This window comes from Chitinophaga sp. MM2321 (assembly GCF_964033635.1).
Taxonomy (GTDB): domain Bacteria; phylum Bacteroidota; class Bacteroidia; order Chitinophagales; family Chitinophagaceae; genus Chitinophaga.
In genome coordinates, this window is the sequence record NZ_OZ035533.1 from 4,305,829 (window position 1) to 4,330,695 (window position 24,867).

The following is a 24,867-nucleotide window of genomic DNA, read 5'->3' on the forward strand; positions in this document are numbered from 1 at the left end:
ATCAGATAAGGCATCCTTACCAGCCGGGGCTTTGCACCAGCAGGTTGTTCTCGATCAGATCCTCTTCCTTCACAGGCCAGAGATAATCGCGCTTACGGAAAACCTGTGCATACAGGTATTGCACCTGGTAATAGGTGTCCGGTGTTTTACCGGTATAGTTCCAGCCGGTGATAGGTTCATTCATCACCCTTTCTGCTTCTTTCCAGCGGCGGAGATCCCAGAAGCGGGGGCCTTCAAAAGCCAGTTCTATCAACCTTTCGCGGTGAATGATTTTTCTCAGCCCATCTTTGTTTTGTGGTGCGCCGGGAGATGTAGAATACTGCGACCAGGATTCTTCCACGGTTTTCAGACCGGCTCTTGCCCGTACCAGGTCTATCCATTTGAATGTTTCTCCACCAGGGCCCTGTGATTCATTCAGGGCTTCTGCATAAAGCAGGTACAAGTCTGCCAGGCGGATCAACGGCCAGGGATATTGCTGTACGGTAATTTCTGTGGCGGAAGAAATGGTTTGTGGATTGACCAGCTTCTTTGCCCAGTAACCGGTAATAGAATATGCCCAGGCGTGGTTATTCGCTATCTGTCCCAGCTTTGCTTCCAGGTATACATTATCTGCATCATTAAAACGACCTTGTCCGAACCATCTGCCGCCATCAAAACCGAGGCTGGCATAGAAACGTACTTCGCGGTCGAAGTTGAGATTAGCCGTTACGTAGTTGGGTTTCAGGCGGAGAATATCTGCCGTGGTAGCAGTTCTTGTTGTATACCGGCCGTTATAGTTCCAGGTTTTATCTTCGGAGATGGGCACACCATTCTTTGTATAGAACTCCTCTGCAATCTTCATCGGTACACCGAAAGAAGATAAAGTGGCCGTTTGCTTATCGCCGGAATACAGGCGGGGCAGGTTTTCCAGCTGTAATGTAGCCGCCCTGTTATTGGTGCTTGTCCAGATTATTTCAGGATTCCATTTTTCACACACGGCACTACGTACGCTCATTTCCGTTATTGTTTCCGGCGAACCGGGGAACGGCAGGAATGCGGCATTATAGTAATACAGTTTATGACCTGCGGCATGGCACTGCTCAATGGCTTCCCGGCAGGCTACCGCAGCGCGCTCCCATTTAGCGGGATCGTAGGTGTTGCTGAAAAGTTTGCCGCCCTTTTTATCTGTATAGGAAGCATAGTCGCTGTTGCCGTTGAAGAGCGGACTGGCAGCTGTTACCAGCAACTGCGCTTTCAGTGCCAGGGCAACGGATTTTGTAACGCGGCCTTGCTCGGTGGCTTCATTCAGGATCCTTTCCGGCAGATCCGGCACTGCTTCATCCAGCAGGCTGGCGATGTATTCCACACAACTGTCTATCGGCGCCTGGGTTACTTTTACTTCAGCCGGACCACTGGTAATAGGCAGGTTCTGTTTGATGAGTGGAATAGGGCCGTACATGCGGAACAGGTAAAAATGATAATAGGCTTTGAGGAACTTTGCTTCCGCCGCCCAGCGTGCCTTTTCATAATCATCCATGTCGGGCACTTTGAAAATATTTTCCAGGAAAGTATTGCAATCCCGGATAGCTACGAATGTTCCCCTGCCGCCGTTGCTACCACCCCAGTAGTTGGAGTAAGGATCTACTACGTTCTGAAACCCTTTGGCAATCTGCCATGCAGGCTGCACCAGGTTTACATTAAATTCATTCGCCCATAATTCATCTCCTCCCAGGAAAGTGGGATAGTTGTAGGGGTCTGTATATTTTGGCTGATAGCTGTAAATCGTAAAAAGATATTGTTCTGCTGTGTTACGCATCCGGAACACGTGGTCCACCGTAGCGATGTTATCCGGCACAATATCCAGGTACTCGCAGGAAAAGAGCATTGGCCCGAATAAAGCCACCACCCATATTTTAAAGTATTTCATAACAGTCTCTTTTAAATAATTGATCAGAACGACAATTGCGCGCCCATGTTAATAACCCTTTGGACGGGATATCCCAGGCCATTGCCTCCCATTTCCACATCCCATTGTTTAAACTTGCCCAGCACCAGAAGATTGATGCCGCTGACATAGAAACGGGTCTTCTCCACCTTGATCCGCTTCGTCAGCGATGCCGGCAGGGTGTAACCCACTTCAAGTGTTTTCAGCCGCAGGAAGGCGCCATTGCGCATGAACCAGGTGCTGTTCTGGGTATTATTGGCAATAGGTCGTGTACTTAAACGTGGCCATGTGGCATAGAGATCGCGGTTATCTTCCGACCAGTGATTATCTGCATATACCTGCAACAACGCGCGGTCGTTTACAAAAGGCGCGGTGGAATCAGGATTGATCCAGAACGATTCTCTTGCCAGTCCCTGGAAGAATGCAGAAAGGTCGAAATTTTTATATCCCACAGAGAAACCAAATCCGTATACAACTTCGGGTGTGGTAGGATAACCAATGGGCACCCTGTCGCGGCTCGTGATCTGACCATCGCCGTTTACATCATGGTACTTGATATCTCCCGCCCCATATTCGCCAAAACTTTGTACCGGTGAGTTGGCCACTTCCGCATCATCTGCAAACAAACGCTCTGCGATATAACCCCATGACTGCGACAGCGGATAACCTTTGTGGGATAAATATGTTTCCTCGTATTCCGGTTCTTCATACACTTTAAAAGCACTGGTAGCATAGGTGAAATTACCACGCGCCTGGATCCACCAGTTCCTGTTGAAACTGTGGTTATAATCTACTGACAGGTCGAATCCTTTACCGGTGGCCTCTCCGAGATTGGCCTGTATATCTGCATTACTCAGCAATCCCATTGTAACGGGAATGTATGCACGGTTCATCAGGATGTTCTTCCTGTTTTCTGTATAAATATCCAGGAGGATATTTATTTTATTAAACAGCCCTATCTCCACACCCCAGTTTGTTTTTATAGCGGTTTCCCAGGTAATGTCATTATTTCCATACCGGTTGATAAAAATACCATCGCGGTAATAAGTATAATCTGTTCCGAAGGCAGAACCCCGAACGGGATCTTTCATACTTACATCAGCGAGATAGAGGAACCTGTCTTTCGGATCACCGATGGCATCGTTCCCTACAACACCGTAGGTACCACGCAGTTTCAGACTGCTCACTACTTTCAGCAAAGGTTTAAAAAACGGCTCGTTGGATACCAGCCATGCACCGCCCACTGAAGGGAAGAAGCCAAAGCGTTTGTCTGCATAAAATCTTTCCGTACCATTATATCCGAAATCATATTCTGCGAAATAACGGTTGTCATAGGAATAGGTAAACCTGCCGGACACGCCGATATTCCGGTGTGGCAGCGACAATTGCAGGGAGCCGGCATTAGCGGTGATCTGGTTGTTCATGAGGAACACCATCATCGCGCTTACATTATGTTTATCCCTGTAAGTGCGGTTAAAATTGGCTGTCGCCTGGATATAGGTAGTAGCTTTGATCTCCTTTGGCCCTTCGTTATAGTTCAGGTATTCTGTACCGGTATTAGGGTTCAGCATACTCAGGTTGTACTGGTTGGTATACTTGTCGTAATTACCCAACTGGTACCAGAAAGGATTGTAAAAGCGTGACACATCAAAATAAGAAGTGCGTGTTGTATTGAAGAGTGCATTCAGGGAAAGCCCTTCAGTAATGAAAGATAAATTCTGCTTCAGTTCAAACTGTGCCAGCAAATTGGAACGGGTATATTCCTTATATCCCTTCACCATGTCTGCATATGGATTGATGTAATTGCCGTTGCCGAAATTACCAAACATAATATGCTGTACATAGGCATTTTCGTCGTCTACCGGGTAGTAGGCCGGAAACAGCACGGGATTGGAGCGGATCACTTTCCGGTACATATCTGTTCCGCCATCCACCGGGCCTTTATAATCATCGAAGGTGCCGGATAAGCGGATGCCTACTTCTGTGCTTTTTGTCAGATTGATATTGACGTTGGAGCGCATGGAGTAGGTTTTCAGTTTGATATTATTGTTGAAGTTATTGCGCTTGTCTACTTTCAGCATACCATTATCCTGGTTCATCGTTGCAGCGAGATAATAGCGCGCTACTTTACCACCACCGGAAACGTTGAAGTTCACCCGCTGGTTCATCGTATAGTCTTTGAACAATTCCTTTCTCCAATCAGTAGCGGGATAGACGTAAGGGTTAGTACCGGCAATGGTGTTATCGATCTTTGCCTCCGGGTAAGGCAGGATGCCCAACGGATCGCGCGTTAATACCGCTTCATTACCCAAACGCATATACGTAACGGGATCTGCCAGCGCCACGTTTTGTGTGGGGGCCGACAAGGAATTTTCCAACCGTACAGATATGCGTGCTTTACCTTCCACCCCTTCTTTGGTGGTGATGAGGATTACGCCGTTCGCGCCCCTTGCGCCATACAACGCGGTGGAGGTAGCATCTTTCAGGATAGAGAAGCTGGCAATATCATCTACCTGCATCCGGGAAAGATCGGTCGTCGTTAGTTCGATACCATCTATCAGGATCAGGGGGTCTTTTTTGTAGCCAAAAGTGGTAACACCGCGGATAAAGAAATCGGCGTTGTCGGCTCCCGGCTCACCACTGCGCTGGTAAGCGATAACGCCGGCCAGTCTTCCGGCCAATGCGGTAGTGAGGTTGCTGGAAGCAATTTTCAGTTCTTTCGGATTAATGGTGGTAACTGCGCCCACCACTTCCTTCTTCTTTTGTGTACCAAAACCTACAACAACTGTTTCTTCCAGTTGGTTGGAGGCAATGGCCAGGCGTACATTAATTACATCGCGCCCGTTTACGGCTATCTCCTGTTTATCATAACCAATCATGCTGTACACCAGTGTGGTGGCGTTATTGGGGAGATCCAGCACATATTTACCATTGAGATCAGTGGTGGTACCGATGCTGGGCGCCTCTTTTACAGCGATGGTCACACCCGGTAAAGGCATGCCTGTTGTATCTGTGACCATACCCCGCACATCCTTTTTCAGCAGTATCTCCGTTTTTTCATCTTTAGTGGTGATGGCAATCAGGTTGCCTTCGAGTAACCGGTATTCAAGATTGACAAGCGGTAACACCGTTTCCAGTACTTTGAAAACGTTTTCATCTTTTACAGACAGGTCAATTCTCTTTTCGATCTTCACTTTACGTTCACTGAAAATGAAATGATATTTTGTCTGTGCTTCTATCATGAGTAACATCTTCCGCAAGTCTGCAGACTCCAGGCTCAGTGACACTTTATCCTGTGATCGCACTGTTGCTGAAACGTGAAGAAATGATAACAGAAGGAAGAAAAATGCTAGTTTCATAATCACAAGTACCTTTATTAGCGCATGCGGCGGACTATAAGCATACACTAAATGCTTTTTTTTCATAACTTACGTAGAATTAGTTGTTAATAATCGGGCACAGCCATCCCTCAACCGAGACTGTTCCCATTAAGGCTAATGACGGGAAATGGGTTCAACATTTCCCGTTTTTTTTGCTTTTTTATTTCAATGGCAAAAGATTTTGGTATTTGCTTAATAGATAATAATAGTGGTATCGTCCACCATTCTGTAATTAAACTGTTCCGTTAATTGCAGTGCTTCCAAAGCCTGCTTTACTGTTTCATTTTTAAAGATCCCCGTAAAACGTAGTTGTTGAATAGTTGTATTTTCGAAACAGATGGACACATTGTACCAGCGTTCCAGTCGGGTCGCGAGGCTGGTAAAAGATTCATCATGGAATATGAGTTTATTGTCAATCCAGGCCGTTTCAATGATGGCGCTGTCTTCTTTTGAGAAATAGGTCGGCGTACTGATAATCGGTACTGCCAATGCCTGGTATCCCTGCAGTGAATCCTTTCCGTTAGGGAGTACGAGTTTCTCCGCCGGTTTCAGGCGGATCTTTTTATCAGACCGGTTTTTCATCTCTACCTCTACTTCTCCGCTGATCAGCGTTGCTTCGCTGACACTGTCGTTCGGATAGGCTTTCACATTAAAGCTGGTGCCCAGTACATTTATATTCATCGTTGCCGTGTGTACAATGAAGGGCCTGGAGGCATCTTTCGCCACATCAAAGAAAGCTTCTCCTTTCAGGTATACTTCTCTTTTATCTCCTTTAAAACGCGAAGGGTATTTCAGCTCACTGTCTGCATTCAGCCATACAGAAGTACCATCCGCCAGTTTGATATGTGAACGGGTGCCCCTGGTATTGGATTCAGAGCGGAGCCCGTCTTCTTTCCAGGGCAAAACACCGGTTGTTTGCATGATATACCAGGCACCCACCAAAAAAAATATGGCTGCCGCTGTACGCGCCAGTAGTGTCCACCATTTAATGCGTGTTGGTTCCTGATCTTCCTCCTGCCACAGCTGAGGATCTATTGTATGCATCTGCGATTTCAGCTTTTCAAAAGCTGCCTTCGTTTCGTCATTTTGTGCATGCCGTTCACTATCCTTCCAGAAAGACTGTAAGGCCCCGCTCTCCTTCCGGAGTTGCGGATCCGCTTTCATAAGGGCTTCCAGCTCCTGTTGTTCCTCATCCCGGATCTCGCCGGAAAGCATCCTGGTGACCAGCCATAAAAACCGTTCTTTGTCCATCTATATAAAAACTGCGATTTGCGCTGCTTTTATACATAGACACTAAAAGTGGGGTGACTTACGTACTCTCCCGAAAAAAAAATTTTAATGGAGGATGGTTCCTAACAATAAGGAAAGCAAAACTGCGGCGTCTACGCCACTGGTAGCGGTTTTTTGCTGTGAAGTTAAGTATGGCTGGAGTATGGCGTGCAGCGTTTTCACAGCGGTGAAGAGCTGCTTTTCCACGGTGCGGTGCGATAAATTCATGATTTCTGCTACTTCTTTAGGTTTGAACCCCTCCTCCCGGATCAGCTGGAAAACCTTGCGTCTCCTGGGTGGCAGCATTTCCACCGCTTTATCCAGCCTGGCAAGGAGTTCTTTCCACTCAGATGCCTTATAAGGATCGTGGGAAGACAAAACACCATATTGTTCCGGATCATCTGTGGTTACCACGCGGTAACCGGAAAACTTGCGCTGGTAATTCAGCGACTGGTTGCGTACAGCGGTAAAAAGGTATTTTTCTATATGAAGTACATCTTTATATGTCTCTCTTCCTGCCCAAAGCTTTAGAAAAATATCGGACACAATTTCTTCGGCAGACTCATGGTTATGAACATACCCTTCTGCAAAACGCACAAGCCCTTTGTAACAATGATGAAACAACTCTTCAAATGACCGTTGATCATTTTCCTTTGAAACCCTTTGCCACAGATCATTCATGTCGGTTTTATCAGTCCTCATACCGGGAATATTTATTCACAAAGGCATTCTCTGCAGACATACGAAAGTGTAATTTGGTTGATAATTTTACGCACGTGGAATTTTGATGCCCCGGTAACTCACTGGTGTATTCTTGATTTCTAAAGTACATTTTATAAACCGATTATGCAAGCGGGGAATATTACTTTTCAGTAAAATAGTTGTTCCCATAAACATCTCCGCTTTATAGAAATGGCGCAATCAACCCCTTATATTGTCCTATTCACACGCTGTCTTTCTCTCCTATAAAGCGGATATTTGTATAAGTAGCTTAAAAGACAAAACGATTATATCACCCTCATAAAGCGCAACATATGGACAAACCACAAAAGAAAGCCATCCTGGAAGCCTTCCTTGGCTTATATGATTTTCACACAAAATTATTTCATAACGTGCTCGTAAACGTTTCAGATAAAGATGCCAATAACCGGTTGAACACAAAAGCGAACCATATGGCATGGATTGCGGGCAGCCTTCTTCAGCAAAGGTATTTTTTAGGTGAAACAGTGGGAATAAACCTTCAACAGACTTCCCCCCAATTTTTCGAAAACTTCAAAGGCATACAGGACAATGTTACCTATCCGCCGCTTGCTGAATATATAAAAGACTGGGATGCTATTTCGCAGGTATTAAAAGATGCTTTTGCCAATTTGAGTGAAGAAGCCCTGAACGGGCCCGATCCTATGAAGATGCCGGGAGGCGATTACACCTTCCTTGATTCGATTATATTCTGCGTAGATAGGGAATCATACTGTATTGGCCAGTTAGGATTATTGCGCAGACAATTGGGTTATGACGCGATGAAATACGATTAAAATTTGGGGATTTTTTGATTTACGAATTTAGGGATTTGAAATGCAGCGGATATATAAATATGTACGCTTAAATCTCCGCTGCATTTCAAATCCCTAAATTCACAAATCAAAAAATTTCTAAATCCCTATGCTGAACCACTTCTTTAAGGGCAAACAATTTCCGGTTACCTGAAAAAAGTAATGGGCGTTGTCTGTTTTTTGCGGCGTTTTGATTTCAAATAACGCCGTATTTCCTTGTACCTGCTTTTTGGAAACAGTAAATCCCGGTGCTTTCAATACTAAAGCAGCCATGTTCTTTTTTTCGCTTTCCGGTTTCCAGGGTGCAAATAATTTTAACTTTACTTCCAATGCAGCTGAAGCGCCGTTCTTTTGTTGCAGTTGCGCTATCATGGGTAAAGGCGGGCAATCCGGCAAAGGAAAGAATACCGCTGATACAGCGTGTTGTAACCGGATGAAAATACCTTTCCCGTTTCGTACAATGGGTATTTCATGCATAGCCGCAGTAGCTACATCAAACTCAAAGGCATGTGTAATTTCCGGCGGTAGTTCCGGCAATTGAATCTCTGCTCCGCCGGATACCAATGGCGTAGCATCTTCATGCCCGCCGGTAAGTACCCAGTAGTTGGTATCTTTCCATAAATGTCCGATCCATCCGGAATCGTTCAGGGAAACGGGGTCCCATTCCGTCAGATCACCGCGGGTTAATGCAGTGGCGAAAAGCGGATAAAGTTCATACCAGGGTAAAGCGGCTCCCGGCCCTGGCGGGTAATCAGCCGGGCTCGATGTGCCTACATGCCCCCAGGCCCAGTTCAGCCGGTGACTTTCCGGCTTGCTCATTACGGCACCGGTAATAGCTGCTTCCGCTGCACCGGCATGATATGATAAAGCCAGGTAAGAAGGCATCGCTACTTTCATCGCATCTATTTCGCTTCCGCTACAATCCATTACCAGCGCACCGTTAGTATAAGTATGAAAATAATCCATAAAAAATTCTGTAGAAATCACCATATCCGGGTTGATCTTATCCACCGCTTCGCGGATCCTGCGCAGGTACTCCCGCATCCAGCGGTGACAATCATACGGACTTTCATGGTGATGCGCCGGATTAAAGCATGGGCGGAAAGGAAAGCCTATTTCATCCAGTCTTATTTCATCTACACCGGCTTTTGCCAGCATGGTGCATACCCTGATCATATTATCCTGCCAGGGTTTATAACCAGGACAGGTAAAGATGCCGAATACTTCGTCGTCTTTCTCTCCCCTGTATTCAAAACTGATCTTACCCTGGGCATTTGTCATGATCGCCCAGTTCTTCCAATCGTCTCCTTTAAATAAAGGGCTGGTGGTTCTGATGCCATATCCCGCCACATACATGGCTACTTTGCGACCGTATTGATGTACATTTTTTACGCCTTTTACAAATGCTGTGCGGCCACCCAGGTCTGAACGGAAATCTATAAAGCCTGAAGACATCCAGGGGCCGTAGGTTTCGGGCCACAGGTTTACCCCTTCATTCCACATGCCCATTTCCAGGCAATCGCTGTAACCACCGGCATACTGTTTGGGCAGTTGTTCAAAAGAGGTGATGACACCGGTACCTTTCGCCAGCTTTTCTTTTTCTACCGCTTCTTTTGTCGGTATCCAGGTGCTTGACCGCATAGCCACTTCTTTTGTATACCAGGCAGGTACCGGTCTTGGTTGCATATTTTCGTTTACCCATGACCGGTAGGCCATTGCTGCGATACGCCAGTTGCCGTTAAATACAAGTACCCGCGCAGCCGGCCAATCGCGTGCCTCGCCCTGACGAATCGTTTCCTGATCAAAATACAACGACTGCATGCCGCCTCCTGGAAAGCAGGTCAGGATCTTATTACGGAAGGTTGTATCCATGGTAATAAAAGCAAGTCCTTCTTTCAATGCCGGCTCATATACGCATTGCCATTGCATTTGCACATCCCTTCCATATACACCGCCACTGTTGGCAGCCCAGGCTTTTATACCGGGATAACCCCTGTCCCACATATTAACAGCCAGGTTGGTAGCTGGTTCTTCTCCCAGGCTAATGCCGGAAAAGTAAGGGAACGAAGAATATACTGCACAGGAAGTATTACTGTTATTAACTACTACCAGTTTACAATCAAAAAAAGATGCTGTATCCGGTAATGTTATGGTCAACAACACGGTGAGTGATTTTGCGGTTGTCATCTTTAACGTCAATTCACGCGCGCCTGCTTTTGCAGCAAAAGAAAAATCCTTTAGTACACAAGTGGATGGATCTATCATACTACCGCCGTAGTTGTCATTATGTGCACCCGCCGATAATGCAGGCATCGATGTTGTGTTTACAAACAACCGGAACAGGTTGCCGCCAGATGGGGTTTTCAGGTAATTATCTCCCGTAATTTTATTAACAAGGCTGCTCAACATCCCTGTTTTTTTATCAAATACCAGTGCTACCTTTTTGTTCTCCAGGCTTATTTTTTCATCTGCATGCCGGAGCGCCGGATTGGTACCAGGCAGCCGGAAAGCCATGCTGCAACAAACAGCACATACGAACAACAGTTTATTCATATCAATCTTTTAAAACTATTTTACAGAAGGAGAAAACAACCATCCGGGTCAATGCTACGAACCCGGATGGCATGTTATCAATATCAATCCCTTACATACCTTACCGACAAGCCTACACAGTTCGGCCAGTTATTCCACCGGCCGGTTCCATTACCCGGAGGGTAAAATCTGTAATAAGGGCTTTCACCAGATGCAACGCCTTCATCCAACCCGGTCCAATAGAACGCCATGCTCTGGAAATCCTGGAAAGCGCCGCCACACCACTGTTTCCCGCCGGGATGAATATTAAATTCCATCGCACCGCTTTCCTGACCGGGCCACAGGTTCGACTTCAATTTCTCATTTGATCCACCTCTCCATTCTACGTCGTCTGCTTCTTTTCTGGTAAGTCCTGTGAGTATTTCCAGCTGTTTCCATTCTTCATCTGTAGCCAGGTGCCAGCCTGCGGGCGCCACGGCCACCGCTTTATCATAGGTATACAGACAACCATACTCGTGATAGTATTTATTCTTTTTTGCTTCACCGCCATCTGTACCATTATAATCCTGCATCCACATTTCTGTACCGAAACCTGTTGCGGGAATATGGCGGAAATTCTGTGTCATCCATACCGCGTTGCCATATTGTTTGATGGTGTATTCCTCTCCGTCACGGGGATCCGTAAAAGAAGGCGGCAAAAATATTACGACCAGCTGCTCACTGTAAGCAGTACCAAAACGATTAATAGCATAGGCCCTTACATAGTATTTTACAAACGTAAGCAGAGAAGGAATAGTATCTGTAAAGCTACCCTGGTCGGTGCCCAGTTTGACTTTCTGATCTGTTACTTCCGGGTTTTCATGCGTGCTCCATACAAGGCCTCGCTCTGTCACCACATCTCCGCCAACAGCGGTTACTTCTCCCGTAATAACCGCCGCAGAATCACCGATATTTATATACTCCTTCGCCAGCATTACTACAGGAGGAACCAGTTTGGAAGAACGGAACAACACAGATTCACCGTAGGTTACACCCGCATCATTTGCGGCATATGCTTTTACAAAATAAATGGTATCACCGGTCAGTCCCGTGATGGTTGCCTCAAAATCCCCTTTCACAGGCGCTTCCACATGCACCCCGTTTCTGACCACCAGGCTGTCTACCCGTGTCATATCCAGTTCCCCCCGGGTGTCATACATATCCGGGGACACCATCACGGTATAAAAACCCTGTCTGGTTATTCCTTTACCACCTGTTAGTGATATACCCGTCAATGCTGCTGACGTGGCCGTTACGTTTACGGGGTAGGTGGTCACTACTGCGGGTGTAACGCCCGCGTTATATTTAATCTTATCCTTCTTACATGCCAGCACCAACATGATTGCTCCGGATAATAATATCAGTATTTTTTTCATGTTATTTTTATAATAAGATGTAGATATTATTGCTGTCCTTTAACGGAAGCATTTTTTTACATGAGATGCTTATATAGCGATCTTCACTCTGAAGCCGATGTTGCTGGTAGTGGCTTCCGGCTTGTCCCGGAACCTGCTGGTAGTGTACCTGGCACCTTCCAGGTAAGAGCCGCCCCGCAGCACTTTATCAGCGCCTGAAGATGGACCACCTGGTTTTTCAACAGGGCTGCCGCCATAATAGCTGGCGTCATACCAGTCATCACACCACTCCCAAACATTGCCGTTCATATCGTATGTGCCCAGTTCATTCGCGGTTTTTTCGCCACCCGGATGCAACTTACCCGCAGCATTCGCCGCATACCACGCTACATCACCCGGCGCATTGCTGCCGGCATAAACAAAACCTGTTGATTTTATACCACCGCGTGCCGCAAACTCCCATTCCGCTTCCGTAGGCAACCGCCCGCCAGCCCAATTGCAGTAAGCTTTGGCGCCATACCATGATATCCTGATAGCCGGATAATTTTCAAAACCCGCAACCGGTATAAACTGTGTACCATTGTGCGTGATCAGCGTTTCCGCATGACCCATATCAATGTATTTCATCCCCCCGTCGCTACCATCGGCAGCCAGTTCTATTTCATTCAGGAATTTACAGTATTGGGTATTGGTCACTTCTTTGGCAGCGATAAAATAATTCTCCAGTGTTACCATGTGTACCGGCTTTTCATCATCCTCACCGAGGATATTACCCATTTCAAAATCACCTCCTTCCACAAAAACAAATCCATCGGGAATAGCCGGGGTACGGATCAGTACCGGATAACTATATTTTATACCCTCGCTGTTCTTTGCATAAAAACAGGCGAAATAGGCCGTATCAGGTACCAGTCCGCGGATACGCACATTCACAAGACCGGTGCTTCCATCTATGTTCATGGTATCGTTAGTGATAGTAGGGAACTGAAGTGTTTCTCCGGGTCCTGCTGTATTTTTCAGCACCCAGCAAACACCCCGCTGTTCAATAGCCGAGCTGCCTTCAATGTATACCCTACCCTGTACGTCCGCATACGTAGGGCCCACGCCCTTCAGGTAGGTTTTTGAAATCATGGGAAGTGCGGTATCTTTTTTACATCCCCCCAGTACAGAAAATATAAAAACAGTGATTAGTAATCGTATTAAAAGATGATTTTTAAACATCGCTGTAAGCTTTAAATAATGAAGGATTGTTCACCTTACAAAGGCCGGTTAATTTTAAATCAGGCATTCGCGGCCTGTTTAATAATAGCCCGGATTCTGCACCATGTTTGGATTGGAATTCATTTCACTCCGCGGGATAGGCCACAGGTAATCCCTGGCCGGATTGAACTGCCTGTTGTCAATGATCAGGGTTTCGTATTTCCAGAGATTGGTAGTACCCATACCATCACCAGGATAAGTGATCAGCTTTGTATTATCATATCCGCGGGCATTTACCATCACCTCTTCTCCTATCCTCCAGCGCCAGATATCGGGCAACCGCAGTCCTTCAAATGCTAATTCAATACGACGTTCATTTCTTATCACTTTCCGCATGTCTTCTTTCGACAAGCCGGGCATGGCTTGCGTCAGTGTAGTCATCGCTACTCTTCTCCTGAGCTGGTCAATAGCATCATAGGCATTGGCCGGACCGTGTGCTTCATTCTCTGCTTCCGCATAAGTGAGCAACACCTCTGCATATCTTAAAAAGTATTTATTACGTCCTTCTTTAGTAGCGGCAGTCAAGGTTCCATCAAGATGTTTCTTGGCCCGGAAACCACTTATATTCAGCAACCACACGGGTGTTTCAATGGAATCTTTGGATACCGCAGGATCAGGTGATTTGATCATAAAATTCAGATATCGCGAACCGGGATAAAAAATGGATGCCTTCAATCTCGGATCCCTGTTCATATGCGGGTTTTTAGGATCATAGCCTGACCGGGGATTATCAATGGGCAGGCCGTTCTTCATATAGTAGGCGTTGACCAGTTGCAGCGTAGGTGAAAAGGCCGGGTATTCTCCCAGCGGGTAATATAAAAACGAAGGCATGATGTCCGGTGTATAAAAAACCTGCAACATGATTTCCTGATCAATGGATGCTTCATTCTTTTCCAGGAACAACCCCTGGTAGTCAGGGTATAAACTATATACACCCAGGTCCATTACTGCTTTCGCAGCAGCAGCGGCCTTTTCCCATTGTGCATTGTACAGCAGTACTCTTGCTTTAAAGCCCATCGCAGCGCCTTTCGTAATTCTTCCCCTGTCTTTATCATTATCATATTTCACGGGCAGCACTTCGATTGCTTCGTCGAGATCTTTCAGGATCTGTTCTACCACCTCTTTCTTAGGTGTGCGGAACGGGCGACTGTTACTCAGATCACCGGGGAGCAGTATTAAAGGAATGTCTCCGTAAAAAGTTGCCAGGTCATTATAAAACCAGGCTCTCAGGAATTTTGCTTCTCCTGTATAACGCTTGATATTATTTGATTTAAAATCAGCATTTACAATAGAACTCAGAAAAACATTGGCCCTGGAAACGCCCTGGTAATTCAGGTCCCATTTCCACCTCGCCCAGGGACTGTTTGCATTGCCCTGTCCCCTTGCCCACTCCGTAGTATTGTGCCAGGGCTGTGCGTCAAACACATCATCCGACATGGTGTCGAAATGAAGTGGAAACATCCGCTGGTTTTCATTGGGGTTCTCTATGTAATCGAGACTATTATACACCCCATTGAGGAGGATTTCAGCCTGTGCTTCATTGGTGAGATAATTATCAGGAGAGATAAAATCCTGTGGAACTTTATTGAGAAAATCTTTACTACAGGAAATACATAATATCAGGATTCCCGGCAGCACTATTTGTTGTATAAATTTCATGATCATGGCGCTTTAAAATTTAACATTTACACCCATTGAATAAATACGTGTCTGGGGATATTGCAGTGTATTCACAATCCCGGCAGGCTTTTCAGGATCAAAGCCAAACCGCATCCTGGTCCAGGTAATGGCGTTCTGGATATTCGCATAGACCCTCAGCCTGGAATTGCCGGGATTCAAGCCAATCTTTCTTATCCACTGATCGGATAATGTATACCCTACTTCCACATTTTTCAAGCGCAGGTAAGAAGCATCCTCCAGGTAATAACCGGAAACAATGGAGAATCTTGATGGATCGCTGTATACGCGCTGGATGGTTTTACTTGGATGTTCTGCTGTCCAGCCATCCTTGTACCAGGCGCCGGTGTTGGCTTCGCCGCCGTGAAACGGTGCGGTTACCATTCCCTGGTTAAGCGAGTTTATACCATACACCCCCTGAAAGAACAAGGAGATATCGAAGCCTTTCCAGTCAAATGCAAAAGTGGAAGAGAAGGTCCAGTCGGGATACGATTTTCCCATAATCACTTTGTCGTCTTCGTTGATAACCCCATCCCTTGAATCAGGAATACCGTCTCCGTTGGTATCTTCAGTTATCTGATCTTTAAACCGGATATCACCTGGTACTGGAATCAAACCCGCATATGCATTCACCTGGTCGCCATCCTTATTTTTAACAATCAGGTGGTTATTGATTTCTTCCTGCGACTGGTATATACCTTCTGTCTGGAAACCATAAAATGAATTATAGGGATAGCCTTCTTTCCAGATAAGATCGCCATTGATAATAGGATTACGTCCTGCCAGGTCTGATACCCGGTTCTGCACATGTGATGCCATAACGTTTACATTCAATCCTACGGGGCCGAGACTGCCGGTGTATTTCACATTCATCTCAATACCCTTGTTCCTCATTTTTCCTACGTTCTGATACGGCGTGGTGGTCAATCCCAACGTACTGGAAACAGGAATCTGCATCAGGATGTTATAGGTGTTCTTGATAAAATAATCCACACTACCGGAAAACTTGCTGTTGAGTATATCGAAATCAAGTCCCCAGTTATATTGCTCGGCTGTTTCCCACGAGGTATTCCGGTTGGCGAGTTTGGTAACGGCGCCGGCGGACACCAACTGGTTATTGAAATTCATCAGTAAGTTGAGACTGAGTTCATCAGAAGCTGCATAATATTGACCTATACTTTCATTACCCAACCGTCCCCAGGAAGTACGGAACTTCAGGTTGTTGATGACAGGAAAATTGTTTTTCATAAATGGTTCCTCTGATATTCTCCATCCGGCAGAAACAGAAGGGAAAAGTCCCCATTTCTTTTCAAACCGGGAGCTGCCATCATAGCGTAAATTTGTTTCCACCAGGTATTTTCCTTTGTAGTTATAGCCCAGTCTTCCAAACTGTGAAAGCCATGCAATGGAGGAAGCGCCGCTGTTATTGAGTTGTGTTGTAGGGTCGCCAAAATCGAACTGGGGAAGATTTACAGATAAGTTGGTGCGGGAAAGGCCGTAGTTGCCGGTATTAAATTCCCTGGATTCAAAACCAACCATAGCTGAAATATTGTGACCGCCTCTAATGTTTTTGGTATAGTTCGTATAGGCGTTGAACGTTTTGGTAATAGATTCTGACCGGTTTAAAGACAGGTCAGATACCCGCGGAGTAGGTAAAACAACGGAGCCATCATCATTCAGCGCCTGGAGTTGTACAGTAGGCCGGAATATTTTTTGTTGCCAGAACGATTTGTAGATACCATAGGAGACATTCACTTCCAATCCTTTTACCACATTCAGTGCTACCGATCCTCTCAGGTTGAGCGGGCCGGACTTGATCTGATTAAGCCCTCCTGCCGCTTTTGCGCCGTAACTATAGCCATAGTTGCTATAGCCTACGCCCGGTACTTCCATTCTGATAGTAGGTGGTGCTATGTATGCAAAATAGATGGCGCTGCTCATCCCATCTACCAGGTCATCTATTGTTTGTTCATGACCTGATACCTGGATATTAATGCGCAGGTGATCCTGTAAAAAACTGGAAGAAAGGTTGGAGCGGAAGGTCAGCTTTTTGGTGTTATTACCAATGGCAATACCATCCTGGTCCAGGTAGCCGATAGAAGTGGCATGCTGAAAGGTTTTTGAGCCACCGGAAACAGACACATAATGATCGTGCATGCCTGCTGGTTTGAATAGTGCACTTACCCAGTCAAAGTCCAATGGAAACATGATGGGATCAACATTATTTCTGTAATTATCCATGTATTTATCGGTATACCATGTGGGATAACGTTCATTGGTATTCTTATAGGCTTCAGCTTTCAATTCCAGGTAGTCAAGCCCCTGGAGTACCTTTGGCATGGAGGTGACCCGTTGCTGTCCGTAATACCCGGTGTACTCTACATTCAGCTTATCCTGTTTACCCCGTTTGGTGGTGATCAATATCACGCCATTGGCAGCCCTGTTACCATATATCGCTGCCGAAGCGGCATCTTTCAAAACCGAGATCGTGGCAATATCCTTGGGGTTCACATCATTTAAACCGGCTTCAATACCATCAATAATCACCAGGGGGGATGCGTTATTGAAGGTACCTACTCCCCTTATCCGGATCTCGGCGTTATCGTGGCCGGGTTGTCCTGAATTCTGAGAGATGAAAGCACCGGCCACCTTACCCTGCAATGCCAGGCTGGCATTGGTGAGCGGTCTGCTTTTTATATCTTCCAGGTCTAATGTTTCAATAGCACCGGTGAGATTAACTTTTTTCTGTGTACCATATCCCACTACCACTACCTGGTCCAGGTTACTTTCAGCTACCTGCAGGATTACATCGATCACGGATTTTCCTGCAACGGCTACCTCCTTTGTCTGATAGCCGATGAAAGAGAAAACCAACACAGCATCTTCGGGGGCTTCTATGGTGTATTGTCCGTTGGCATCGGTTCCTGCGCCGAGGTTACTGTTCTTTATTTTCACCGTAGCGCCGATCAATGGTTTCCCGGATACATCGTACACCTTGCCGGTTACCTTTGTTGCTACCGGCAGCAATGCCACCTCAGACAGAGGTTTCGCAGTTGCTTTCCGTACAATAACATTTTTATTCAGGATGGTGTACTCCAGGGGTTGATCTCTAAAAGACATTCGTAACACCTCTTCAATAGTGGCATTTCTGACCTGGATATTTACCTTATTGGCATTATCCAACATCTGCCTGCTATACAAAAACAGGTATCCTGTTTGTGTGCGGATATCCCTGAAAACAGTTTCAAGGGGTGCATCTTTAACGGATAAAGTGATCCGTTGTGCATAGGCGCTGGCAGTTACCTGGAGGGTGGCGGCCAGCAATAGAACAACCGTTAGCTTCATACTCAACAGTGTTTGGGCATTTGGAAACCGCCTTACCTGAAGCAGGAATTTCCAAAGAACAGTTAATTGCATACTTTTGTGGTGTTTGAGTTCAATAATTTCCATCCCGGCCCAATAGCAATTGAAGCCGGGAGAGCAGTCCTAGTCGATTGTGTTAATGCATTGACTCAGCTATTCACCGGGTCCGACCCCCATCGGATCCGGTTTTCTTTGAGCCAATCAGCTTCTTCATGCCAGTTCACTGTTATGGCACAGAAAAAATCATATACGTGTTCTTTTTCATTGTTAATAGTCGGGACGCTTATATCAGCGCATGATATGGATGGTTTTTCCCTCCAGCCTGAAACGGATCATATGTGTCAGTTCCAACATAGTTAAGACCTGTGACACATTCTCCTGGCGGGAGATAGCGCCGGAAAAACTGATATCCGGTATGTTTCCTTCATACACTACGTCTACATTATACCATCTTGTAATCTGGCGCATAACAGACGGTAAAGAATTATCATCGAATTCAAAGCGACCATTTTTCCAGGCGGTAGCAACATCTACATTCACGTTTTTAACCAGCTGCAGCTGCCCTTCTTTATTTACCTGCGCCTGCTGTCCCGGCTTAAGCAACATGGGTTGCTGACCGGTGGAAGCAGCTGTTGCAGTTACTTTCACGGCCCCTTCCAGCAGGGTGGTCCGGATGCTGTTTTCATCCGTATAGGCATTGACGTTAAAATGTGTACCCAACACGGCTACTTCCATATCATTTACGGTTACCTTAAATGGCATATCCGGGTTTTTAGCCACTTCGAAATAGGCTTCCCCTGTTAGCACCACTCTTCTTTCTTTACCATGAAATGTGGTAGGAAAATGCAGGGAAGAAGCAGCATTCATCCATACTTTGGTGCCATCGGCCAGCACGAGTTCGTATTCACCGCCACGGGGCGTAGCAATGGTATTGTAGAGTATTTCTGCTGTGCCGCTTTGACCGGGGCTATAAGTCAGCCGGCCATCTTCCGGCTTGGATATTTTTGTTTTGCCCTGTTGTATCAGGGTGCCGTTTCGTGCACTGTCCAGTACAATGTTGCTGCCGTCTGCAAGTATCAATACGGCTTTATTGCCACCCGGCGCCACATCATGCATATGGAAATTTGTCTTGTGGGCTGTTGCAGCCATGCCGTCAGAAGAAACGGTGCGGTTAAAATAAAAATAGCTGCTGCAGGCAAGGAACAGGATGCTGGCAGCAGCGATCCAGCGGTGTTTCCAGAGAAATATAACCAGGGCAGGTTTTGCCGCCTTTTCATGTTGCTGTATGGACGCACGGATGCCCGCTCTCATACTTTCCTGTAGTTGCAGCCGCAGATCGGCCACATCGGCCGGCACCTCCACTTCTTCATCATGGAAAGCATAAAACCAGTCATTCACCTGCTGTTTTTCAAGTGGTGTGGCCATGCCAGCCAGGTAATTATCAATTGCTTTTCTGAGTTGTTCAGGTATTTGCATAGTCGCAGTTCTATTAGTAAGTGATCCGGGCAACGTTTTACACGTACGCCAAAGGCAACTTTTTTTTAAAAAAGATCAGAACCAGCAAAAAAGGTTGGCAACCTTGCTTTTAAATGATTTGCGGAGATGGCGCAATGCTTTGGAGATCTGGGTTTCAACGGTACGGGGTGATATATTCAGCTGACGGGCAATTTCGGCCACCGTCATGCTGTCTTCCCGGCTGTATTTGAATATCAGTTTACATTTTTCGGGCAACTGGTTGGTTTCTTCCCGTAATAATTGCAGCAGGTATTTATAATGGAGGTCGTTTTCTACTGTAGCAGCGGTAGCAAGCGGCACATCTGCTTCATTTGTACAGATGCCAGCCCGGTCTGTTTTACGCAGATGGGCCAGGGCCAAGTACTTGATAGCAGTAGCCAGGTAATTTCTTAAAGATAACAATGCTGTTTTATGCCGGTTGAGCCAAAGACTGGTGAACAGATCCTGCACAATATCCTGGGCTACCTGTATTTCTTTAACACGGTTATAGGCGATGGCAAAAAGCGTTTCCCAATATCGGTTATAAATCTCGGTAAAGGCAGCTTCCTCATCCTTTTTAAGTAACACCAATAACTCATTATCTGATAGTGTTTGGTATATAGCCATTAGATATTTTTTTTCATCAATTGCTGACAAACGCTCATTTCTTTTCTTGATGAATGCAAATTTCAGGGGGAGGACAAGCACTGCTATCAGCATACTACCCGTCCAATCCGGCAATATATTTCATTGTTCGGCTTACCAGCCCTTTGGTTGATATTCTTCAGATACGTGAAATTATTTAAGATACCGGGATATCTACAATGGATGGGAAAATACAGGAATAATCAATTATGACAATACAAACCGCCTTTGTAAGGCGAACATTTTTATTAGTACAAGTATAGTAAAATATTTACGGATTTAGGAATTTACGAATTTAGTTATTTAAAATGCAGCGGATAAAATATTTACGGATTTGGTTATTTAGAGATTTAGTTATTTAGAGATTTAGTTATTTAAAATGCAGCGGAGATTTAAGCGGAGATGTAGGTACATATGCCAACATTTCCGCTTAAATCTCCGCTGCATTTTAAATAACTAAATTCGTAAATTCCTAAATTCCTAAATATTTTGCTTCATTACAAGAGCTGCGTCCTTATCATCATAGTGTTTTATTTCTGCTGTCAGTTGGGTTTTGAGGGAGGTCTGTATTTTTTCGTATCCTTTCTCTCCATACAGGTTATGCATTTCATGGGGATCTTTTTGCAGGTCGTATAGTTCCCACTTATCAGCATCCTGGTAGAAGCGGATCAGTTTATACCGCTGTGTTTTGACACCAAAATGCGGGATAACGGAGTGTTCGCCGCTTTCATAATAATGATAGTATACTGTTTTACGCCAGTTATTAACGGTGTGTGTAACTACCGGTAAGAAAGATTTCCCTTGCATAGCTGCCGGTGCTTTCACCCCTGCAACGTCCAGGCAGGTGGGCGCAATATCCAGGTTGAGTACAAAGTCGTTGATCTTTGTGCCTGGCTTTACCACACCGGGATAACGCATCACCATTGGTGTGCGGAGCGACTCTTCATACATAAACCTTTTATCAAACCATCCATGTTCGCCCATATAAAAACCCTGATCTGACAAGTAAACGATCATCGTATTTTCGGTGAGATGATGTTCGTCCAGGTAGTCCAGGATGCGGCCGATGTTTCTGTCGAGGGCAGCGGCGGTGCTCAGGTAATCTTTCAGGTAGCGTTGAAACTTCCATTCGGTGAGTGCGTTGCCACTGAGATGTTTTGCTGCCAGTTCTGCTTCAATAGGTTTATAGTAAGCATCGAACCGGGCGCGCTGCGCTTTGTTGAGACGGGTGTAGTTACCCTTGCCAAAACCGGTGTCCGGCATCATTTTCAGGTCATAACCCAAACGCATGGTATGTGCGATGTTCATGTCCTGATGCTTGGCTGCATAACGGCCTTCGTAGGTATCATAGAAACTATCCGGCAGGGGGAAAGTACGGTCATCATATTTGCCCAGGTCGGTGGTATCAGGTATCCAGGTGCGGTGTGTGGCTTTGTGGCCTATCACCATGCAGAAAGGTTTTGTGGTATCGCGACCCGACAACCAGTCCTCTGCTACATCCGTAATGATGTTGGTGGCGTAGCCTTCTACTCTTTTGGTGCTGCCATCCATCATGAGGAAGTCGGGATTATAATACATTCCCTGGTCCGGTAATATCTGCCAGTAGTTAAATCCCTGCGGTTTGCTACCCAGATGCCACTTCCCTATCCACGCTGTTTGATAGCCTGCTGCCTGCAACCGTTTTACAAATACATCCTGCCCGCTGTTGAAGGTGGAGAGGTTGTCTTTGAAACCGTTCTTGTGACTGTATTTGCCGGTGAGGATCACGGCCCTGCTGGGACCACAGATAGAATTGGTGACGCAGGCATTATTGAAGATAGCGCCTTCGCGGGCTATCCTGTCTATATTCGGCGTTTCCGCCAGCTTGCCGCCGTAGGCGCTGATAGCCTGGTAGGCATGATCATCTGACACGATGATAATGATATTCGTTTTTTTGTGACTGCCTGCTTTGTCCTGTGCAAAAAGATGATTACACGCGGGCGCCAGTCCTGCTATAGCGAGGGCTGTCACCAGCCCTGCTTTTCTTAAACCTGTCATACATTCAGCATTTTTCATGTGGTTATTGATGTACTGCCAGCCGGTAATGGCGGTATACCGCAGCAGCTTCCTTTATATTTATTGTTGCTCAAATACCAGTTCCACCGGTGGCAGGCCAAAAGTAGGACTCACGGTTACGGCTACCCTGCGTGCTGTGCCTGTGGTATTTTCCGCTATTGTTACCGGTACGGTAAAATCGCCGGAGCCATATATTTTCTTTATCACACACCAGCTTTTTTCTGTGGCGGGAACGGTTACCCACCAGCCGTCAGCGCCTGCGCTGATAACGATATTCGCCGTACCGCCGGTGGCAGGAAAGGTTGTGCTTCCGTCAATACTGGCCGTAAATGGTGATGGTTGCGGCTTTGCAGGCATCTCATCTTTCCGGCAGGACGAAAATACAATTATTATCGCCATTATAAAAAGTGTACTGATAGTACGTATGGTCGTTCCAGTTATCATAATTCTCAATTTATAAATTGTGTATCGAAACAATTATTCCCTGTTACCAGCCGGGGTTCTGTGTCCATTCCCCACCGGTTAACAGTAACATGCGATCCTGTATAGGCAACAGGTAATCCCTTTGTAGTTTGAAGCCAAATCCATTGGGCAATACTTTCTGATAAGGGTCCATATACCGTCTCGCATCACCCGGCGTACCTGTCAGGTAAAAGTTGACAGACTTGCCCGCCGGTGGCGTATCATAATACAGCATGGCATCTTTATAAAAACCGGTCGCAGTATTTTCATCAGCCATATTACTACCAGTGAACAATACCCCTAATGGACGTTTTTTTGCCAGCAGCACATCCGCTGCGGCCCAGCGCAAAATATCATCCAGCCTGGTTCCTTCAGCTGCCTGTTCAATCCTGCGTTCCCGCCTTACACTTTGCAACACCGGACTCAGGTCTTTAAACGGATAAGCCGGATCGGTATTATACTCCCTGTTGAAATCAACACCCGGCATGCCTGCACGGTCGCGCAGCGGTTGCAGCGCCGTTTTAATCAGCGTGGCATCTTCCCCTAATTCTGCTACTGCTTCCGCATAGTTCAGCAACACTTCTGCATACCTGAAATAGATAGCAGGCACCGAACTTTTAAAGTCATCAGTGGTGGCAGCTACGTCATCGTATTCAATGTATTTATATAAAGGAAAGCCGGTGGTGTTTCTGTTAAACCCACTCTGGTTGACAGGCGGTAAAGCAGCCACCACGCCCCCATTCGGCCGCAATGGTTGTCCCGGTATGGCTACTGTCTGCGACAACCTGGGATCGCGGAGCGTGGGCATCAGCTCAGCGGCATACGTAGCCTGCGCCTGACTACGCGCGGTACCTGTGAAAGGAGCGCCCTGACGTGTCAGGTAATCATCTACGAGTGAAAGCGTAACACCGATATCGCCACCACCGGTAGACAGGTATTTGCTGATACTATGACCGATATTCTCGCCGGGGTTATATTTACGCCACAACATCACTTCGGTACTGGCGGAGAGATCTTTTGTCAGGAACAGGTTCTTGTAATCTTCCAGGGGATTGCCGGTAGATGCAATGGACCAACGCTTGCTGTTCATTACTTCCAGTGCTGCATTCTTCGCCTGTGTGAAATAATCCCGGATCTTTTCATCACTGATATTTTTCGTCCAGAAAGGATCTGCTTTTAATTTATGATACTTCTGCCAGGTGGCTTCGTACAATGCCACCCTTGATTTAAATGCCAGGGCTACATCCTTGTGTACCCGCATGGTGGCACTGTTGGTACGCAGCGGCAACAAGGCGGCGGCAGCGTCCAGGTCTGCCAGCACGGAGTCTATCACCAGTACCCGTGAGGTACGTGGCACATGCATCGCATCATCATCAGAAGATAATACTTTGCTCACCCAGGTAACATCCCCGTATTTTTTTATCAGGCTAAAGTAGAACCACGCGCGAAAAAACTTCGCTTCTCCCAGGTAACCATTAATGAGCGCCTGCTCACCCTTTGCATTGGTATAATTCTCCAAAAAATAATTCACTGCACGAATCCTGCTGTATTCATCCATCTTCGCCGCGTTGCTTAATGCCAGGTCACCATTGATGCGGGCATTCACACTGGTCAGCATCAGGTTATCACTGTTGGTATCATCAAAGGCAATACCAATACCACCGGTAACGGTAGGTTGCCCCGGCAATGTTTCGTAGAACTGGTTGAGGTATAATCTCAGTTCATTGGTAGATGCCAGGTTGCCCGCGGTAGACAATACATCCAGCGGCTGTTTGTCCAGGAAGTCCTTATTGCAGGACATCGCAACAACACAGGTGATCCATATAAAAAAATGTATCTTATATTTCATATAACTTGTA

Annotated in this window: 15 protein-coding genes; 1 reads left to right on the plus strand and 14 read right to left on the minus strand. The window is 46.2% G+C overall.

Translation table 11 applies throughout. The annotated features are described in order from the left end of the window. Positions 1-16: 16 nt before the first annotated feature. From ABQ275_RS16650 to ABQ275_RS16665, 4 genes are all read right to left on the minus strand, one after another. Positions 17-1,906, minus strand: coding sequence for a RagB/SusD family nutrient uptake outer membrane protein (locus ABQ275_RS16650; protein ID WP_349314279.1), 1,890 nt, complete (start codon positions 1,904-1,906; stop codon positions 17-19). Between the two features lie 23 nt (positions 1,907-1,929). Continuing rightward, positions 1,930-5,283 carry a TonB-dependent receptor gene (locus ABQ275_RS16655; RefSeq protein WP_349314280.1) on the minus strand — a complete coding sequence of 1,118 codons (3,354 nt, stop codon included), beginning with the start codon at positions 5,281-5,283 and terminating at the stop codon, positions 1,930-1,932. 213 nt (positions 5,284-5,496) lie between these two features. Further along, complete coding sequence (locus tag ABQ275_RS16660; protein WP_349314281.1) at positions 5,497-6,555, minus strand: FecR domain-containing protein; 1,059 nt, start codon at positions 6,553-6,555, stop codon at positions 5,497-5,499. Positions 6,556-6,639: 84 nt separating this feature from the next. Further along, positions 6,640-7,275, minus strand: a complete 636-nt coding sequence (locus ABQ275_RS16665) for an RNA polymerase sigma-70 factor (protein WP_349314282.1) — start codon at positions 7,273-7,275, stop codon at positions 6,640-6,642. 332 nt (positions 7,276-7,607) lie between these two features. On the opposite strand from ABQ275_RS16665, the gene ABQ275_RS16670 reads away from it, so the two are divergent. Then, positions 7,608-8,108, plus strand: coding sequence for a DinB family protein (locus ABQ275_RS16670; RefSeq protein ID WP_349314283.1), 501 nt, complete (start codon positions 7,608-7,610; stop codon positions 8,106-8,108). Between the two features lie 117 nt (positions 8,109-8,225). Here the strand turns inward: ABQ275_RS16670 and ABQ275_RS16675 are convergent, their stop codons facing one another. From ABQ275_RS16675 to ABQ275_RS16720, 10 genes are all read right to left on the minus strand, one after another. Continuing rightward, positions 8,226-10,679, minus strand: coding sequence for a DUF6259 domain-containing protein (locus tag ABQ275_RS16675; protein WP_349314284.1), 2,454 nt, complete (start codon positions 10,677-10,679; stop codon positions 8,226-8,228). Between the two features lie 83 nt (positions 10,680-10,762). Next, on the minus strand, positions 10,763-12,073 hold the full coding sequence (locus ABQ275_RS16680) for a fibrobacter succinogenes major paralogous domain-containing protein (protein ID WP_349314285.1): 1,311 nt from the start codon (positions 12,071-12,073) through the stop codon (positions 10,763-10,765). A gap of 69 nt (positions 12,074-12,142) precedes the next feature. Continuing rightward, on the minus strand, positions 12,143-13,183 hold the full coding sequence (locus ABQ275_RS16685; protein ID WP_349314286.1) for an SUMF1/EgtB/PvdO family nonheme iron enzyme: 1,041 nt from the start codon (positions 13,181-13,183) through the stop codon (positions 12,143-12,145). 168 nt (positions 13,184-13,351) lie between these two features. Further along, positions 13,352-14,971, minus strand: coding sequence for a RagB/SusD family nutrient uptake outer membrane protein (locus ABQ275_RS16690; RefSeq protein WP_349314287.1), 1,620 nt, complete (start codon positions 14,969-14,971; stop codon positions 13,352-13,354). A gap of 12 nt (positions 14,972-14,983) precedes the next feature. Continuing rightward, the gene (locus ABQ275_RS16695; RefSeq protein WP_349314288.1) at positions 14,984-18,406 is read right to left on the minus strand and encodes a TonB-dependent receptor; all 3,423 of its coding nucleotides are present in this window, start codon (positions 18,404-18,406) and stop codon (positions 14,984-14,986) included. Between the two features lie 234 nt (positions 18,407-18,640). Continuing rightward, positions 18,641-19,828 carry a FecR domain-containing protein gene (locus ABQ275_RS16700; protein WP_349314289.1) on the minus strand — a complete coding sequence of 396 codons (1,188 nt, stop codon included), beginning with the start codon at positions 19,826-19,828 and terminating at the stop codon, positions 18,641-18,643. 75 nt (positions 19,829-19,903) lie between these two features. Next, positions 19,904-20,473 carry an RNA polymerase sigma-70 factor gene (locus ABQ275_RS16705; protein ID WP_349314290.1) on the minus strand — a complete coding sequence of 190 codons (570 nt, stop codon included), beginning with the start codon at positions 20,471-20,473 and terminating at the stop codon, positions 19,904-19,906. A 498-nt stretch (positions 20,474-20,971) separates the two neighbouring features. Next, entirely contained in the window at positions 20,972-22,528 is a 1,557-nt protein-coding gene (locus tag ABQ275_RS16710) for a sulfatase (RefSeq protein WP_349314291.1), read from the minus strand. A 78-nt stretch (positions 22,529-22,606) separates the two neighbouring features. Beyond that, complete coding sequence (locus ABQ275_RS16715; protein ID WP_349314292.1) at positions 22,607-22,990, minus strand: BACON domain-containing protein; 384 nt, start codon at positions 22,988-22,990, stop codon at positions 22,607-22,609. Between the two features lie 43 nt (positions 22,991-23,033). Further along, positions 23,034-24,857: a RagB/SusD family nutrient uptake outer membrane protein gene (locus tag ABQ275_RS16720; protein ID WP_349314293.1), complete on the minus strand. Its 1,824-nt coding sequence runs from the start codon at positions 24,855-24,857 to the stop codon at positions 23,034-23,036. Positions 24,858-24,867 lie beyond the last annotated feature (10 nt).

Coding starts and splice junctions, on each gene's coding strand:
- ABQ275_RS16650 (WP_349314279.1), bottom strand. CDS start 1,906: ATGAAATACTTTAAAATATGGGTGGTGGCTTTATTCGGGCCAATGCTC.
- ABQ275_RS16655 (WP_349314280.1), bottom strand. CDS start 5,283: ATGAAACTAGCATTTTTCTTCCTTCTGTTATCATTTCTTCACGTTTCA.
- ABQ275_RS16660 (WP_349314281.1), bottom strand. CDS start 6,555: ATGGACAAAGAACGGTTTTTATGGCTGGTCACCAGGATGCTTTCCGGC.
- ABQ275_RS16665 (WP_349314282.1), bottom strand. CDS start 7,275: ATGAGGACTGATAAAACCGACATGAATGATCTGTGGCAAAGGGTTTCA.
- ABQ275_RS16670 (WP_349314283.1), top strand. CDS start 7,608: ATGGACAAACCACAAAAGAAAGCCATCCTGGAAGCCTTCCTTGGCTTA.
- ABQ275_RS16675 (WP_349314284.1), bottom strand. CDS start 10,679: ATGAATAAACTGTTGTTCGTATGTGCTGTTTGTTGCAGCATGGCTTTC.
- ABQ275_RS16680 (WP_349314285.1), bottom strand. CDS start 12,073: ATGAAAAAAATACTGATATTATTATCCGGAGCAATCATGTTGGTGCTG.
- ABQ275_RS16685 (WP_349314286.1), bottom strand. CDS start 13,183: ATGATTTCAAAAACCTACCTGAAGGGCGTGGGCCCTACGTATGCGGAC.
- ABQ275_RS16690 (WP_349314287.1), bottom strand. CDS start 14,971: ATGAAATTTATACAACAAATAGTGCTGCCGGGAATCCTGATATTATGT.
- ABQ275_RS16695 (WP_349314288.1), bottom strand. CDS start 18,406: ATGCAATTAACTGTTCTTTGGAAATTCCTGCTTCAGGTAAGGCGGTTT.
- ABQ275_RS16700 (WP_349314289.1), bottom strand. CDS start 19,828: ATGCAAATACCTGAACAACTCAGAAAAGCAATTGATAATTACCTGGCT.
- ABQ275_RS16705 (WP_349314290.1), bottom strand. CDS start 20,473: ATGGCTATATACCAAACACTATCAGATAATGAGTTATTGGTGTTACTT.
- ABQ275_RS16710 (WP_349314291.1), bottom strand. CDS start 22,528: ATGACAGGTTTAAGAAAAGCAGGGCTGGTGACAGCCCTCGCTATAGCA.
- ABQ275_RS16715 (WP_349314292.1), bottom strand. CDS start 22,990: ATGATAACTGGAACGACCATACGTACTATCAGTACACTTTTTATAATG.
- ABQ275_RS16720 (WP_349314293.1), bottom strand. CDS start 24,857: ATGAAATATAAGATACATTTTTTTATATGGATCACCTGTGTTGTTGCG.